Genomic DNA, 12,834 nt, shown 5'->3' with positions numbered 1-12,834 from the left:
TTTCTAATGAAGAGGCTACTCCTTTTGTTAAAAATTAGGAACGGAAGAATAAAATGACTGAATTTGTAAATGTAATTGGTGCCGGTTTGGCCGGTAGTGAAGCTGCTTGGCAAATTGCTGAGGCAGGAGTTCCGGTACGCCTTTATGAAATGCGTCCGGAAAAATCAACAGAAGCACATCACACTTCTGATTTTGCGGAATTAGTATGTTCAAACTCATTAAGAGGCAATAGCTTAGCCAATGCGGTCGGTGTTTTAAAAGAAGAAATGCGCCGTCTAAACTCGGTAATTATAACATCTGCTGATGAAACAGCGGTGCCTGCAGGGGGTGCTTTGGCAGTCGATCGTGATTCCTTTTCTGCTACAGTTACTAAAAAAGTTAAAATGCATCCTAATGTAACTGTTATCTCAGAGGAAATCACTGAAATTCCTAGTGGGATTACAGTAATTGCTACGGGTCCTTTGACGTCTTCTAAATTAGCAGAAGCGATTAAAACGTTTAATGGTTCAGATGGTTTTTATTTTTATGATGCCGCAGCACCGATTATTGATAAAAGTACGATTGATATGGAGAAAGTCTACTTAAAATCTCGCTATGATAAAGGTGAAGCTGCATATCTTAATTGTCCTATGACCAAAGAAGAATTCGATGCTTTTCGTGAAGCTTTAATTACAGCTGAGGTTGCTCCTTTAAAAACTTTTGAAAAAGAAAAATATTTTGAAGGATGCATGCCTATTGAAGTTATGGCAGCTCGTGGAGAAAAAACGATGCTTTTTGGCCCGATGAAACCAGTGGGATTAGAAGACCCTAAAACAGGTAAGCGTCCATATGCTGTTATTCAATTACGTCAAGATAATGCTGCAGCTTCTTTATATAATATTGTTGGTTTCCAGACTCATTTAAAATGGGGCGAACAAAAACGGGTTTTCCAAATGATCCCTGGCTTAGAAAATGCAGAATTCGTGCGTTATGGTGTCATGCATCGTAATAGTTTTATGAATTCACCAGAATTATTACGTCCGACATATCAGTCTGTTAAACGAGATGATCTCTTTTTTGCCGGTCAAATGACTGGTGTAGAAGGTTATGTAGAAAGTGCTGCCAGCGGCTTATTAGCTGGCCGAAATGCTGCGCGTTTAGCTTTAGGACAAGATCTTTTAACGATGCCACAAGAAACTGTCATTGGTTCAATGGCATATTATATTACTCACGCAGAAGGCAAACATTTTCAACCGATGAATGCGAATTTTGGTCTGTTACCAGAATTACCTGAACGTATTCGTGATAAGAAATTGCGCTATCAAACATTAGCCGAACGGGCGTTAGATCACTTAGCTCAAACAGAACTTTAAAGCAAAAAGCTATGACTTATGTCATGGCTTTTTTGGCGTCATTTGAATAAAAATTTTTAATCGTTTGATGTAATTTCAAATATGTTAAGGTGAAATAGTTGCGACATTTTATCGATTGCAAAAGAGAATAAAGTTTGTTACCTTTTTTATGGTAAAGCTGACATGTGAATGACAAGTTTTAAAAAGCTTAAAAAGTTGTGTCAGCCTTGTTAGCATCCTCTTTATCAGCATTTTTTTAGAAAAAAATATGACAATATTGTGTAAATTGTGATAAAAGAAGGAAATATTGTTTAAATTCTGACAATTTGTTTGTTTTTTAATTCGTTGTATGCTACATTAATTGCGGACAGAAATGAGGTGTATAATGACAACATTTGACTGGCCACAAGAATTTTTTCGTTACTTGCAATTTGAGAGAGGCTATTCAGTTTTAACGACGGCAGCTTATCAAGAAGATTTGCAAGATTTTCGTGACTTTTTAAAAGAAAGCGGCGACAGTGATTTTTTACACATTGACCATCGTGACGTACGGGTCTACTTGAGTTTTTTAAACGAACACCAATACAGTCGCAATTCCATTAGTCGCAAAATTGCCAGTTTGCGTTCTTTTTATCAATATTTATTAAAGCAAGAAGTAATTGAAGAAAATCCGTTTTCTTATATTCATTTAAAAAAGCAAAATAGCAAGTTACCTCGTTTTTTTTATGAAAATGAAATGGCAGCGCTCTTTCAAGCTGCCCAAGGGGATAAACCACTTGAGATTCGTAATCGAGCCTTGCTGGAAATTATCTATGGTTCTGGTTTACGGGTAAGCGAGTGTGCCAAATTAACATTAGATGCAATTGACTGGCAAGGTGAAGTCTTATTGATTCATGGTAAAGGCAGTAAAGATCGCTATGTTCCTTTTGGTTCGTATGCTCAAGTAGCTTTGCAAGAATATTTGACATTAGCTAGACCATACTTGATGGAAAAAAGTGCACAAGATCATCCTTTTGTGTTTGTTAACCAACGAGGTGGCCCAATTACCACTAGAGGGATTGAGTATATTTTTAATCAGCTGATTAAAAAAAGTAGTTTAGATAGTAAAATTCATCCCCATATGTTACGGCATACTTTTGCCACTCATTTACTAAATAATGGGGCAGATATGCGAACCGTACAAGAATTATTAGGACATGCCAATTTATCATCAACTCAAATATATGCCCACGTAACAAAGGAGAGTTTACAAAATAATTACCGTAAATTTCATCCGCGGGCACACGAATAAGCAATTGAAAATTTAGGAGGACTAAAATGGAATCACAATTTCATTCCACTACTATTTGTGCAGTGGAAAAAGACGGCAAGTTTGCAATGGCCGGAGATGGCCAAGTTACCATGGGAGAACAAGTTGTAATGAAAGGCACTGCTAGAAAAGTACGCCGAATTTATCATGGCGAGGTAGTGGTCGGTTTTGCCGGTAGCGTGGCGGATGCTTTTACTTTAGAAGAAAAATTTGAAGCTAAATTAAATGAATATAATGGCAATTTGCAACGAGCAGCTGTTGAATTAGCCCAAGAGTGGCGCACCCAACAAGCTATGCAAAAATTAGAAGCAATGCTGATTGTGATGAATAAAGAAGAAATGCTTCTTGTTTCAGGTACTGGTGAAGTGATTACGCCAGATGACGGAATTTTAGCCATCGGTTCTGGTGGCAATTACGCTTTAGCGGCAGCGCGGGCAATGAAAAAATACAACAATGATGAAATGACAGCTAAAGAAATTGCCGAAAATGCATTAAATATTGCAGCTGACATTTGTATTTTTACTAACCACAATATTATTGTGGAAGAAATGTAGTGAGGGAAGCTTATGAATGAAATGACAAAATCACCCCGGCAAATTGTGTCAGAACTCGATCAATATATTGTCGGTCAAAAAGACGCCAAAAAAGCGGTTGCTGTAGCGTTACGCAATCGTTATCGCCGTTTACAACTAGATGAAGAAATGCAACAAGATGTAACCCCTAAAAATATTCTTTTGATTGGACCAACTGGGGTCGGTAAAACAGAAATCGCACGTCGCTTAGCTAAAATTGTTCAAGCACCGTTTGTAAAAGTGGAAGCAACAAAATTTACTGAAGTGGGTTATGTAGGGCGCGATGTTGAATCGATGGTTAGAGATTTAGTCGAAAATGCGATTCAAATTGTTCGTAAAGAGCAATATAGCCGTGTTTATACCCGGGCGGTAAAAAAAGCCAATCGTCGTTTGGTAAAAGTATTGGTGCCAGGAATTAAAAAAGAACAAAAGAAGACGAGTAATCCTTATGAACAAATGATGAATATTTTTAATACTCAACAAGAAGAACCAAAAGAAGAATTAACTGAAGAAATTAAAACAAATCGTCAAGCGATTTTTGAACAGTTAGAACGTGGTGCCTTAGATGAAAGAGAAGTCACGATTGAAATTGATGAGCCCCAAACAAAAGGGCCAATGATGAATAATGGCTTGGAACAAATGGGGATTGATATTAACGAAACACTAGCTGCATTAAAACCGCAAAAGAAAGTAGAGCGTACTGTGACAGTCAAAGAAGCACGGGAACTTTTGGTCCAAGAAGAGTCGGCCAAACTGGTTAATGATGCAGATATTCACAGCGAAGCTATTCGTTTAGCTGAAGCAAATGGAATCATCTTTATCGACGAATTTGATAAAATTACATCTCGCTCTCAGCAATCTGGTGAAGTCTCAAGAGAAGGAGTTCAACGGGATATTTTACCGATTGTAGAAGGTTCTCAAGTAAATACCAAATATGGCATGATTCAAACAGATCATATTCTATTTATCGCTTCTGGTGCCTTTCATGTGGCAAAACCAAGTGATTTGATTCCTGAATTACAAGGCCGCTTTCCAATTCGAGTTGAATTAGATGACTTGAGTGCTGAAGACTTTGTTAAAATTTTAACAGAACCTAATAATTCGTTGATTAAACAATATATTGCATTAATTGGAACAGAAAATGTCAAAGTAATCTTCACCAAAGAAGCAATTGAAAAGATTGCTCAAATTGCCTTTGATGTTAACCGTGATACCGATAATATTGGCGCCAGACGCTTGCATACGATTTTAGAAAAACTGTTGGAAGACTTATTGTTTGAAGCTCCTGACATGCAAATGGGAGAAATTACAATTACAGCTGCGTATGTTGAAGAAAAACTGGATGCGATTGTTGAAAATCAAGATTTAAGTCGCTATATTTTGTAATCACAGGAAGGAAAATGAAAAAGATGACAACTTTATTAGACAAAACCCGCCGTATCAATCAATTACTCCAACAAAAGAATACGTTTGATATGACATTAGACCTGCCTTATAACAATATGGCGTTAATTTTAGGGGATATTTTAGATAGTAATGCCTATATTATCAGCAGTGAAGGCGTCTTGTTAGGGTTTAATGAAAAACATGATGTGAATAATGATCGCGTTAAAAATATGTTTGAAGAAAAACAATTTCCACAAATTTACACAGATATGGTAGATCATTTAACTAAAACTGAAGCCAATATTCCTATTTCTTCTGATATGACTGCCTTTCCAATTGAGCAACGAGAAAAATATCCGAATGGTTTAACGACAGTGGTGCCAATCTTTGGGGCAGGAGAACGTTTGGGAACAATTATTTTAGCCCGAATGGATACTGCTTTTGATGAAGATGATTTGGTATTAGCAGAGTATGGTGCAACGGTAGTAGGGATGCAATTTTTATATCAAAAATCCCGTGATATTGAAGCGGATGTCAGAAGTGCTACTGCTGTTCAAATGGCGATTAGCACCCTTTCTTATAGTGAATTAAAAGCAGTGCAAGCGATTTTTGCCGCTCTACAAGGAGATGAAGGGCGTTTAACTGCTTCTAACATTGCCGATGAGATTGGCATCACCCGTTCTGTAATCGTTAATGCTTTACGTAAATTGGAATCTGCTGGTATTATTGAATCCCGTTCATTAGGAATGAAGGGGACATACCTACGTGTGTTAAATAAACGCTTTAAAGAAGAATTGGATAAACACAGTCACTAAGGGAAATAAGTAAAAGTTCAGATAGCTAAATGAGGAGGTGCCGTATATGACGGTTACAATTGAAAATGATCAATTACGTGCCAAAATTGCGTTACATGGTGCAGAGTTACAAAGTTTAGTTAGCAAAACGACAGATTTAGAATATATTTGGCAAGCAGATCCAAAGTATTGGGGCAAACACGCGCCAGTATTATTTCCGATTGTCGGGGCATTAAAAGAAGATAGTTATCAGTACAAAGGGAAAACATACCACATGTCCAAACATGGCTTTGCCCGGGATATGGATTTTGCACTATTAGAAAAAAATGATGATAGTGCGAGTTTTATTTTGAAGGCAACTGAAAAAACAAAAGCTATTTTTCCTTTTGATTTTGAACTGATTATTCGTTATGAACTGGGTGGGGATGGTTTAACGGTAAAATATGAAGTCGAAAACTTAGCTGAAGACGAAATGTTCTTTTCAATTGGTGGGCACCCAGCCTTTAATGTGCCACTGGAAAAAGACTTAAATTTTGAAGATTACTATTTAGCTTTCTCACCACGTAAATCGCGTTTAAGTTTACCTCTTGAAGGTAATTACATTGACTTAGAGCAACGAACATTGGGACAAACGAATACAAATCTAGCTTTAACCCATGATATGTTCAAAAATGATGCGGTGATTTTTGAAACAAAAGGTTTAAACGCAATCTCTATTTGTAGTGAAAAATCCCCGCATAGTGTGACCCTTAGTTATAAAGATATGCCTTATGTTGGAATTTGGTCGCCTTATCCAACAGAATCACCTTTTGTCTGTATTGAACCGTGGTGTGGGATTGCCGACACTACAGATGCTACAGGCGAATTAATTGAAAAATTAGGGATTCAGCAATTAGCAGGGCGAGAAAAATTCACTACGAAATACGCCATTACTGTCAAGTAACTATAAAAAGACCTTTAAAAGTTTTAAACTTTTAAAGGTCTTTTTGGGAATCAATCTTTTTTATCACGATTTAAACCAAAAGGGATATGGCTTTCAGTGCCATTTTTAATTCGGGTAATGTTATCGCGGTGCCGATAAAAAATGAAAATAGTTAATCCACAAGCGATTAAAGTTAACAACCAATTATGTTCTGGTAATACTTGTGGCCAAATCTCAGGTAAGATGACAGTCGATAGTGTAATTAAAACGGCTGCAATCATACTTGTTAAACTTACCATACTTGTCACAAACAAGCTGACAACAAAAATTGTAGCGGAGTATAAAAAGAAAATAGGGCTATAACCCAATAACATCCCAGCGCTAGTTGCAACTGCTTTTCCACCTTTAAAGCCAGCAAAAATTGGAAAAGTATGACCTAAAATAGCACAGACACCAAACCATAATGGATTGATATTATTGACGTGAAATAACGTAGGTAAAAGTGTAGCGAAAGTTCCTTTTAAGATATCCATCAGTAAAACAATAGTGCCAGCAGTTTTACCTAAAACCCGAAAAGTATTAGTAGTACCAGTATTACCACTGCCAAATTGCCGAATATCTTTTTGATAGAATAGTTTTCCAATCCAAACGCCAGAGGGAATCGAGCCTAGTAAATAGGCGATTATTAGTAAAATAATTATTTTCATAAAAAACCTCAATTCTTCAAACTAGCGTCATTTTAGCATGAAAGAATTACAGGAACAACTCTTTGCCAATATTTCTTCAGTAGCGTATAGTCTAATTGATTGCTATTTCATTTTAAAAGGAGTGTTTATTATGTTTAAAAATCCTAATCAAGAACAAATTTTTCAAATCTTAAAGGAGGCCAAAAATATTGCGGTGGTGGGTTTGAGTCCAAAAGAAGATCGCGTTAGTTTTCAAATTGCTCGTTTGTTACAAGATCGGGACTATCGTATTATTCCCGTCAATCCTCAGTATGCTGGTGACGAAATTTTAGGTGAAAAAGTATATGCTGATTTAGTCAGTGTGCCAGAGAAAATTGACATTGTTGATATTTTCCGGCGTAGTGAATTTTTACCAGCAGTTGCAGCTGACTTTTTAAAAACCGATGCTAAAGTTTTTTGGGCCCAATTAGGTTTGCAAAATGAAGAAGCTGCAGCGATGCTTGAAGAGGCGGGAAGAAAGAACGTCATTATGGATCGTTGCATTAAAATCGAGTTAAATAAAATGATTGCTTAATTTAAAAACTAAGTAAGTTTTTGCAACCGACTTTTAAAAGTGGTGTAAAAAGAGCTTACTTAGTTTTTTCTATGTTTTTGTTGTGTAAATTAGAATCACACTCGTCTAGCATAATTTGTTAAGAGAAAACTTAGAATTACGATAAAAAGGTCATATTTAGCTAGATAACTAAAAAAGAAAAAAATTAAGTAAAAATTTTTAACAGAGGAGAACGTACGTTTCCCTTGCGTTTGTAGCCTAAAAAAGCATGGCTTTAATTATCTGGGGATATTTAAGACTTTTTTTCACTGGTTTTTTAGAGTAAGATAGAGGAAGCGCACTTTTAAATTGCGTGAAAAAAGGTATAAGCGGGCTTAGCCCATTACTTTTATCAAAGGAGCGTTTACTTTGGCAAAAAAAACAACTGAGTATAATGATGCCTCCATTCAAGTCTTAGAAGGACTTGAGGCAGTTCGAAAACGTCCAGGAATGTACATTGGTTCAACTGATAGCCGGGGCTTACATCATTTAGTTTATGAAATAGTCGATAATTCTGTTGATGAGGCACTATCAGGTTTTGGAAATGAGATTGCTGTTACAATTAATCAAGATAATAGCATTACTGTTAGTGATAATGGCAGGGGTATGCCTGTTGGAATGCATGCGTCTGGCATCCCCACAGTCGAAGTAATCTTTACTGTTTTACATGCCGGCGGAAAATTTGGTCAGGGCGGTTACAAAACGTCTGGTGGTCTTCACGGTGTGGGAGCTAGTGTCGTTAACGCATTATCAAAATGGCTAACAGTAACGATTGTTCGTGATGGAATTGCGTATGAGGAGAAGTTCAAAGATGGCGGCAAGCCTCAAGGAACTTTAAAAAAACTGGGTAAAACAAAAAAGAAAAATGGAACCACCGTTACTTTTTTACCTGATGATACAATTTTTTCAACCATTAAATTTTCTTATGAAACTTTAGCAGAACGGTTAAGAGAATCAGCTTTTTTATTGCGGGATGTTAAAATTACGTTGACTGATTTAAGAGGTGAAGAACCTGTCGTTGATGTCTTTCATTTTGAAGAAGGCATTAAAGAATTCGTCAGCTACCTAAACGAAGAAAAAGATTCATTGACACCGGTTATTTATTTTAATGGTGAAAAAGATGGAATTGAAGTTGAAGTAGCAATGCAATATAACGACGGCTATTCAGAAAATATTTTGTCCTTTGTTAATAATGTCCGCACAAAAGACGGCGGTACCCATGAAGCAGGGATGAAAGCTTCTTTAACGAAAGCTTTTAATGAATATGCCCGTAAAGTAAACTTACTAAAAGAAAAAGACCGCAACTTGGAAGGTAGCGATTTTAGAGAAGGTTTAGCTGCTGTTCTTTCTGTCCGAGTACCAGAGAATTTATTACAATTTGAAGGTCAAACAAAAGAAAAACTTGGTACCCCTAGTGCTAGAAATGCAGTTGACGGTGTTTTAGGTGAGCAGCTTGGTTTTTATTTGCAAGAAAACAGTGAAATGAGCCAAATGCTTGTACGTAAAGCTATTAAAGCTAGAGAAGCTAGAGAAGCGGCGCGTAAAGCACGAGAAGAAAGTCGTACCGGTAAAAAGCGCAAAAAAGGAGAGTCATTACTTTCGGGTAAATTGACGCCAGCGCAATCGCGTAATCCGAAGCGAAATGAACTGTATTTAGTCGAAGGAGATTCTGCCGGTGGTTCTGCCAAACAAGGGCGTGATCGCAAGTTTCAAGCGATTTTGCCATTGCGAGGAAAAGTGATTAACACTGAAAAAGCGAAACTACAAGATATTTTAAAAAATGAAGAAATCAATACGATGATTTATACTATTGGAGCGGGCGTGGGACCGGAATTTACAATTGCAGACTGTAATTATGACAAAGTTATTATTATGACCGATGCCGATACCGATGGCGCCCACATTCAAGTGCTGTTACTTACTTTCTTTTATCGCTACATGAAGCCATTAATTGAAGCGGGAAAAGTCTATATTGCGTTACCACCACTTTACAAAGTTTCAAAAGGCGCAGGTAAAAAAGCAGTCACTGAATACGCTTGGACTGATGAAGAATTGCAACAAGTCATTCAAAAAGTCGGCAAAGGTTATATGTTGCAACGCTACAAAGGTTTGGGTGAAATGAATGCCGAACAGTTATGGGAGACCACGATGGATCCTGAAACGCGGACATTAATTCGCGTGCGAATTGACGACGCCGCAAAAGCTGAGCGACGCGTTACCACTTTAATGGGAGATAAAGTTGAACCTCGAAGAAAGTGGATTGAAAGTCATGTTCAGTTTTCATTGGAAGAAGACGGGAGTATTTTGGAGAAAAAAGTAGATGAAGAAGCTCCTAACAGCGAAATTTTTGATGAAGAAAAGGCACATGCCAAAAATTCAGATGACCAAAATGATGATTTTTCAGAAATTAATTTATTTGACGACTAGGAGGTGGCAAAGTGGAACACAATCATAATGTTCAAGAATTAACACTTGAAGAGGTCATGGGCGACCGCTTTGGCCGCTATTCAAAATATATTATTCAAGAGCGAGCTTTACCAGACATTCGTGATGGTTTAAAGCCAGTTCAACGCCGTATTTTATTTAGTATGAATAAAGATGGCAATACTTACGAAAAAGCATTTCGTAAATCAGCGAAATCTGTCGGTAATATCATGGGGAATTATCATCCCCATGGCGATAGTAGTATTTATGAAGCGATGGTTCGGATGAGTCAAGATTGGAAATTACGTGCAATTTTGATTGAAATGCATGGTAATAACGGGAGTATGGATGGTGACCCACCAGCTGCAATGCGTTATACCGAAGCAAGATTATCCCAATTAAGTAGTGAATTACTAAAAGATATTGAAAAAGAAACCATTGATATGGTCTGGAACTTTGATGATACAGAAAAAGAACCAACTGTTTTACCAGCGAAGTTTCCTAATCTTTTAGTCAATGGTTCTACCGGTATTTCAGCGGGATATGCAACAGAAATTCCCACTCATAATTTAACTGAAGTTATTAATGGCACTATTTATTTGATTGATCATCCTAAGGCGACTTTGGATAAATTAATGGAATTTATTCCCGGACCTGACTTTCCTACTGGTGGCATTTTACAAGGGAAAGCCGAACTAAAAAAAGCCTATGAAACGGGTAGAGGAAAAGTCATCTTACGTTCAAAAACGGAGATTGAAAAAATTAAAGGAAATAAAGAACAAATTGTGGTGACTGAAATTCCTTATGAGGTTAATAAAGCGACGCTCGTGAAGAAAATTGATGAAATTCGTTTAGCCAAAAAAATTGACGGTATCGCAGAAGTACGGGATGAAACCGATCGTACTGGTTTACGAATTGTCGTGGAGTTAAAAAAGGATGCCAATGCAGAAGGAATCTTAAACTATTTATTCAAAAACACGGAATTACAAATTAACTATAACTTCAATATGGTCGCAATTGATGAAATGCGCCCGAAACAAGTCGGGTTACTGACAATTCTAAAAAGTTATATTAAACATCGACGCGATGTCGTTATAAGACGCAGCCGTTTTGAATTGGAGAAAGCACAAAAACGACAACATATTGTCGACGGTTTAATGAAAGCATTGTCGATTTTAGACGAAGTCATCGCCACTATTCGTGGTAGTAAAGACAAAAAAGATGCTAAAAACAATTTAATTATCGCTCATGGATTCACAGAGGCCCAGGCAGAAGCAATTGTGAATTTGCAATTATATCGTCTAACCAATACCGACATCACGCAATTACAACAAGAAGCAAAAGAATTAGCTGATTATATTGCTGAATTGAAAAAAATATTAGCGGATGAAGGAGAGCTTTTAAGTGTCATTAAAAAAGAGTTGAAAGAAGTTAAAAAGCAATATGGACAACCTCGTTTGACACAAATTGAAGCGGAAATTAAAGAGTTAAAAATTGAAACAGAAGTTCTTGTTGCCCAAGAAGATGTCGTTGTTTCCGTAACTCACGATGGCTATATTAAACGGAGTAGTCTACGTTCTTATGCAGCTTCTAAACCAGAAGAATTAGGAATGAAAGATGGCGACTTTGTTTTATACACCGGTGAAGTGAATACCTTGGATCATCTTTTACTGATTACCAACAAAGGAAATGTCATCTACCGACCAGTTCATGAGCTACCGGATTTACGCTGGAAAGAAATCGGAGAACACATTTCTCAAACGATGCTTAATATGGCTGTGGATGAAGCGATTATCGCAGTCTATCCTTATAAGCAGTTAGATCCTGCTAAGAATTTTGTTGTCATCACCAAAAATGGTTTAATTAAACAAACTAAAATGACAGAATTTGAGCCTTGGCGGACGTATAAGAGCAGACCACTTGCGATTATAAAATTTAAAGATATTGAAGATGTAATCACAAATGTCTTTTTAGTGGATGAAAATGACGAATTAGATGTATTTTTAGTCAGCCATCGTGGTTTTGGTTTGCGTTATGCGTTAAGTGAAGTTCCTGTTGTTGGTCCTAAAGCATCTGGGGTTAAATCAATTAATCTAAAGGATGAAGATTTTGTCGTCAATGGCCAACTCGTATACCCAATGGGAGATAATCCAATTGTCATTGTGACCCAAAGAGGGGCAGTCAAACGCATGTTAGCGCAAGAGTTAAATCAATTAGGACGTGCAAAACGCGGCTTAATGGTCTTACGTGAATTAAAAAATAATCCTCATCGTGTCATTTATATGGGAAATGGCAGCGATCAAACCTTGTTACTTACAAATCAAAAAGGGCAACAAACAGAAATCGATGTTGCCAATTTCAATATTTCAGATCGTACTTCAAATGGTTCTTTTGTTATGGATGAAAAAAATGGTGGTCAAATAATAGATGTGCAAGAATTAAAACATCCGATTATTGTAAAAGATTAGCCTGTTATAGTGGTTGTATTTGAAAAGCATTTCTGTATTAATACAGAAATGCTTTTTTGTGAGCATGATAAATGATGAAAAGGCTTATTTAATAAAAAGATAAACTCTTCAATTATGTTGATATTACTGATATGACAGTGTTTACATAATGGTTTGTAAGATAACAAATGAAATTGTTCAATGGCACACAAGAAAATGCTTGCAAAGTAAAAACGATGTGTTATACTGTGTTCGTAAAGCTGTTACATAAAGTATAGCGAATTTTTAAGGAGGTCCATTCAATGGAACAATGGAACGGATTTAAAGGTAAAGCTTGGCAAAACGAAGTAAACGTACGTGATTTTATCCAA

Annotated in this window: 10 protein-coding genes; 9 read left to right on the top strand and 1 reads right to left on the bottom strand. The window is 36.7% G+C overall.

All coding sequences use genetic code 11. The features are described 5' to 3' along the window. Positions 1 to 53: 53 nt before the first annotated feature. From trmFO to RU96_RS10910, 6 genes are all read left to right on the top strand, one after another. Positions 54 to 1,352, top strand: a complete 1,299-nt coding sequence (gene trmFO, locus RU96_RS10935; protein WP_071865553.1) for an FADH(2)-oxidizing methylenetetrahydrofolate--tRNA-(uracil(54)-C(5))-methyltransferase TrmFO — start codon at positions 54 to 56, stop codon at positions 1,350 to 1,352. A 364-nt stretch (positions 1,353 to 1,716) separates the two neighbouring features. Next, entirely contained in the window at positions 1,717 to 2,622 is a 906-nt protein-coding gene (gene xerC / locus RU96_RS10930) for a tyrosine recombinase XerC (RefSeq protein ID WP_071865552.1), read from the top strand. Positions 2,623 to 2,648: 26 nt separating this feature from the next. After that, the gene (hslV, locus tag RU96_RS10925) at positions 2,649 to 3,194 is read left to right on the top strand and encodes an ATP-dependent protease subunit HslV (protein WP_071865551.1); all 546 of its coding nucleotides are present in this window, start codon (positions 2,649 to 2,651) and stop codon (positions 3,192 to 3,194) included. 12 nt (positions 3,195 to 3,206) lie between these two features. Next, complete coding sequence (hslU, locus tag RU96_RS10920; protein WP_071865550.1) at positions 3,207 to 4,598, top strand: ATP-dependent protease ATPase subunit HslU; 1,392 nt, start codon at positions 3,207 to 3,209, stop codon at positions 4,596 to 4,598. 23 nt (positions 4,599 to 4,621) lie between these two features. After that, a complete protein-coding gene (codY, locus tag RU96_RS10915; protein ID WP_071865567.1) occupies positions 4,622 to 5,413 on the top strand; it encodes a GTP-sensing pleiotropic transcriptional regulator CodY in 792 nt (263 codons plus the stop codon). A 46-nt stretch (positions 5,414 to 5,459) separates the two neighbouring features. After that, positions 5,460 to 6,335 carry an aldose 1-epimerase family protein gene (locus RU96_RS10910; RefSeq protein ID WP_071865549.1) on the top strand — a complete coding sequence of 292 codons (876 nt, stop codon included), beginning with the start codon at positions 5,460 to 5,462 and terminating at the stop codon, positions 6,333 to 6,335. Between the two features lie 50 nt (positions 6,336 to 6,385). Here the strand turns inward: RU96_RS10910 and plsY are convergent, their stop codons facing one another. Beyond that, entirely contained in the window at positions 6,386 to 7,021 is a 636-nt protein-coding gene (gene plsY / locus RU96_RS10905) for a glycerol-3-phosphate 1-O-acyltransferase PlsY (protein ID WP_071865548.1), read from the bottom strand. A 127-nt stretch (positions 7,022 to 7,148) separates the two neighbouring features. On the opposite strand from plsY, the gene RU96_RS10900 reads away from it, so the two are divergent. The 3 genes from RU96_RS10900 to parC all read left to right on the top strand — a co-directional run bounded on the left by RU96_RS10900 (position 7,149) and on the right by parC (position 12,484). Then, on the top strand, positions 7,149 to 7,574 hold the full coding sequence (locus RU96_RS10900) for a CoA-binding protein (protein ID WP_211269913.1): 426 nt from the start codon (positions 7,149 to 7,151) through the stop codon (positions 7,572 to 7,574). A gap of 387 nt (positions 7,575 to 7,961) precedes the next feature. Then, positions 7,962 to 10,019, top strand: a complete 2,058-nt coding sequence (parE, locus tag RU96_RS10895; RefSeq protein ID WP_071865546.1) for a DNA topoisomerase IV subunit B — start codon at positions 7,962 to 7,964, stop codon at positions 10,017 to 10,019. Between the two features lie 11 nt (positions 10,020 to 10,030). Next, complete coding sequence (gene parC / locus RU96_RS10890; protein ID WP_071865545.1) at positions 10,031 to 12,484, top strand: DNA topoisomerase IV subunit A; 2,454 nt, start codon at positions 10,031 to 10,033, stop codon at positions 12,482 to 12,484. Positions 12,485 to 12,834 lie beyond the last annotated feature (350 nt).

Source organism: Enterococcus canintestini, from assembly GCF_001885735.1.
Taxonomy (GTDB): domain Bacteria; phylum Bacillota; class Bacilli; order Lactobacillales; family Enterococcaceae; genus Enterococcus_C; species Enterococcus_C canintestini.
Note: the sequence above shows the minus strand (reverse complement) of the source record. Positions and strands in the feature narration are given on the sequence as shown.

What these genes read in the sequence shown, in the direction of transcription:
- hslU (WP_071865550.1), top strand. Translation starts at nt 3,207, where the DNA reads ATGAATGAAATGACAAAATCACCCCGGCAAATTGTGTCAGAACTCGAT.
- codY (WP_071865567.1), top strand. Translation starts at nt 4,622, where the DNA reads ATGACAACTTTATTAGACAAAACCCGCCGTATCAATCAATTACTCCAA.
- plsY (WP_071865548.1), bottom strand. Translation starts at nt 7,021, where the DNA reads ATGAAAATAATTATTTTACTAATAATCGCCTATTTACTAGGCTCGATT.
- hslV (WP_071865551.1), top strand. Translation starts at nt 2,649, where the DNA reads ATGGAATCACAATTTCATTCCACTACTATTTGTGCAGTGGAAAAAGAC.
- xerC (WP_071865552.1), top strand. Translation starts at nt 1,717, where the DNA reads ATGACAACATTTGACTGGCCACAAGAATTTTTTCGTTACTTGCAATTT.
- RU96_RS10910 (WP_071865549.1), top strand. Translation starts at nt 5,460, where the DNA reads ATGACGGTTACAATTGAAAATGATCAATTACGTGCCAAAATTGCGTTA.
- trmFO (WP_071865553.1), top strand. Translation starts at nt 54, where the DNA reads ATGACTGAATTTGTAAATGTAATTGGTGCCGGTTTGGCCGGTAGTGAA.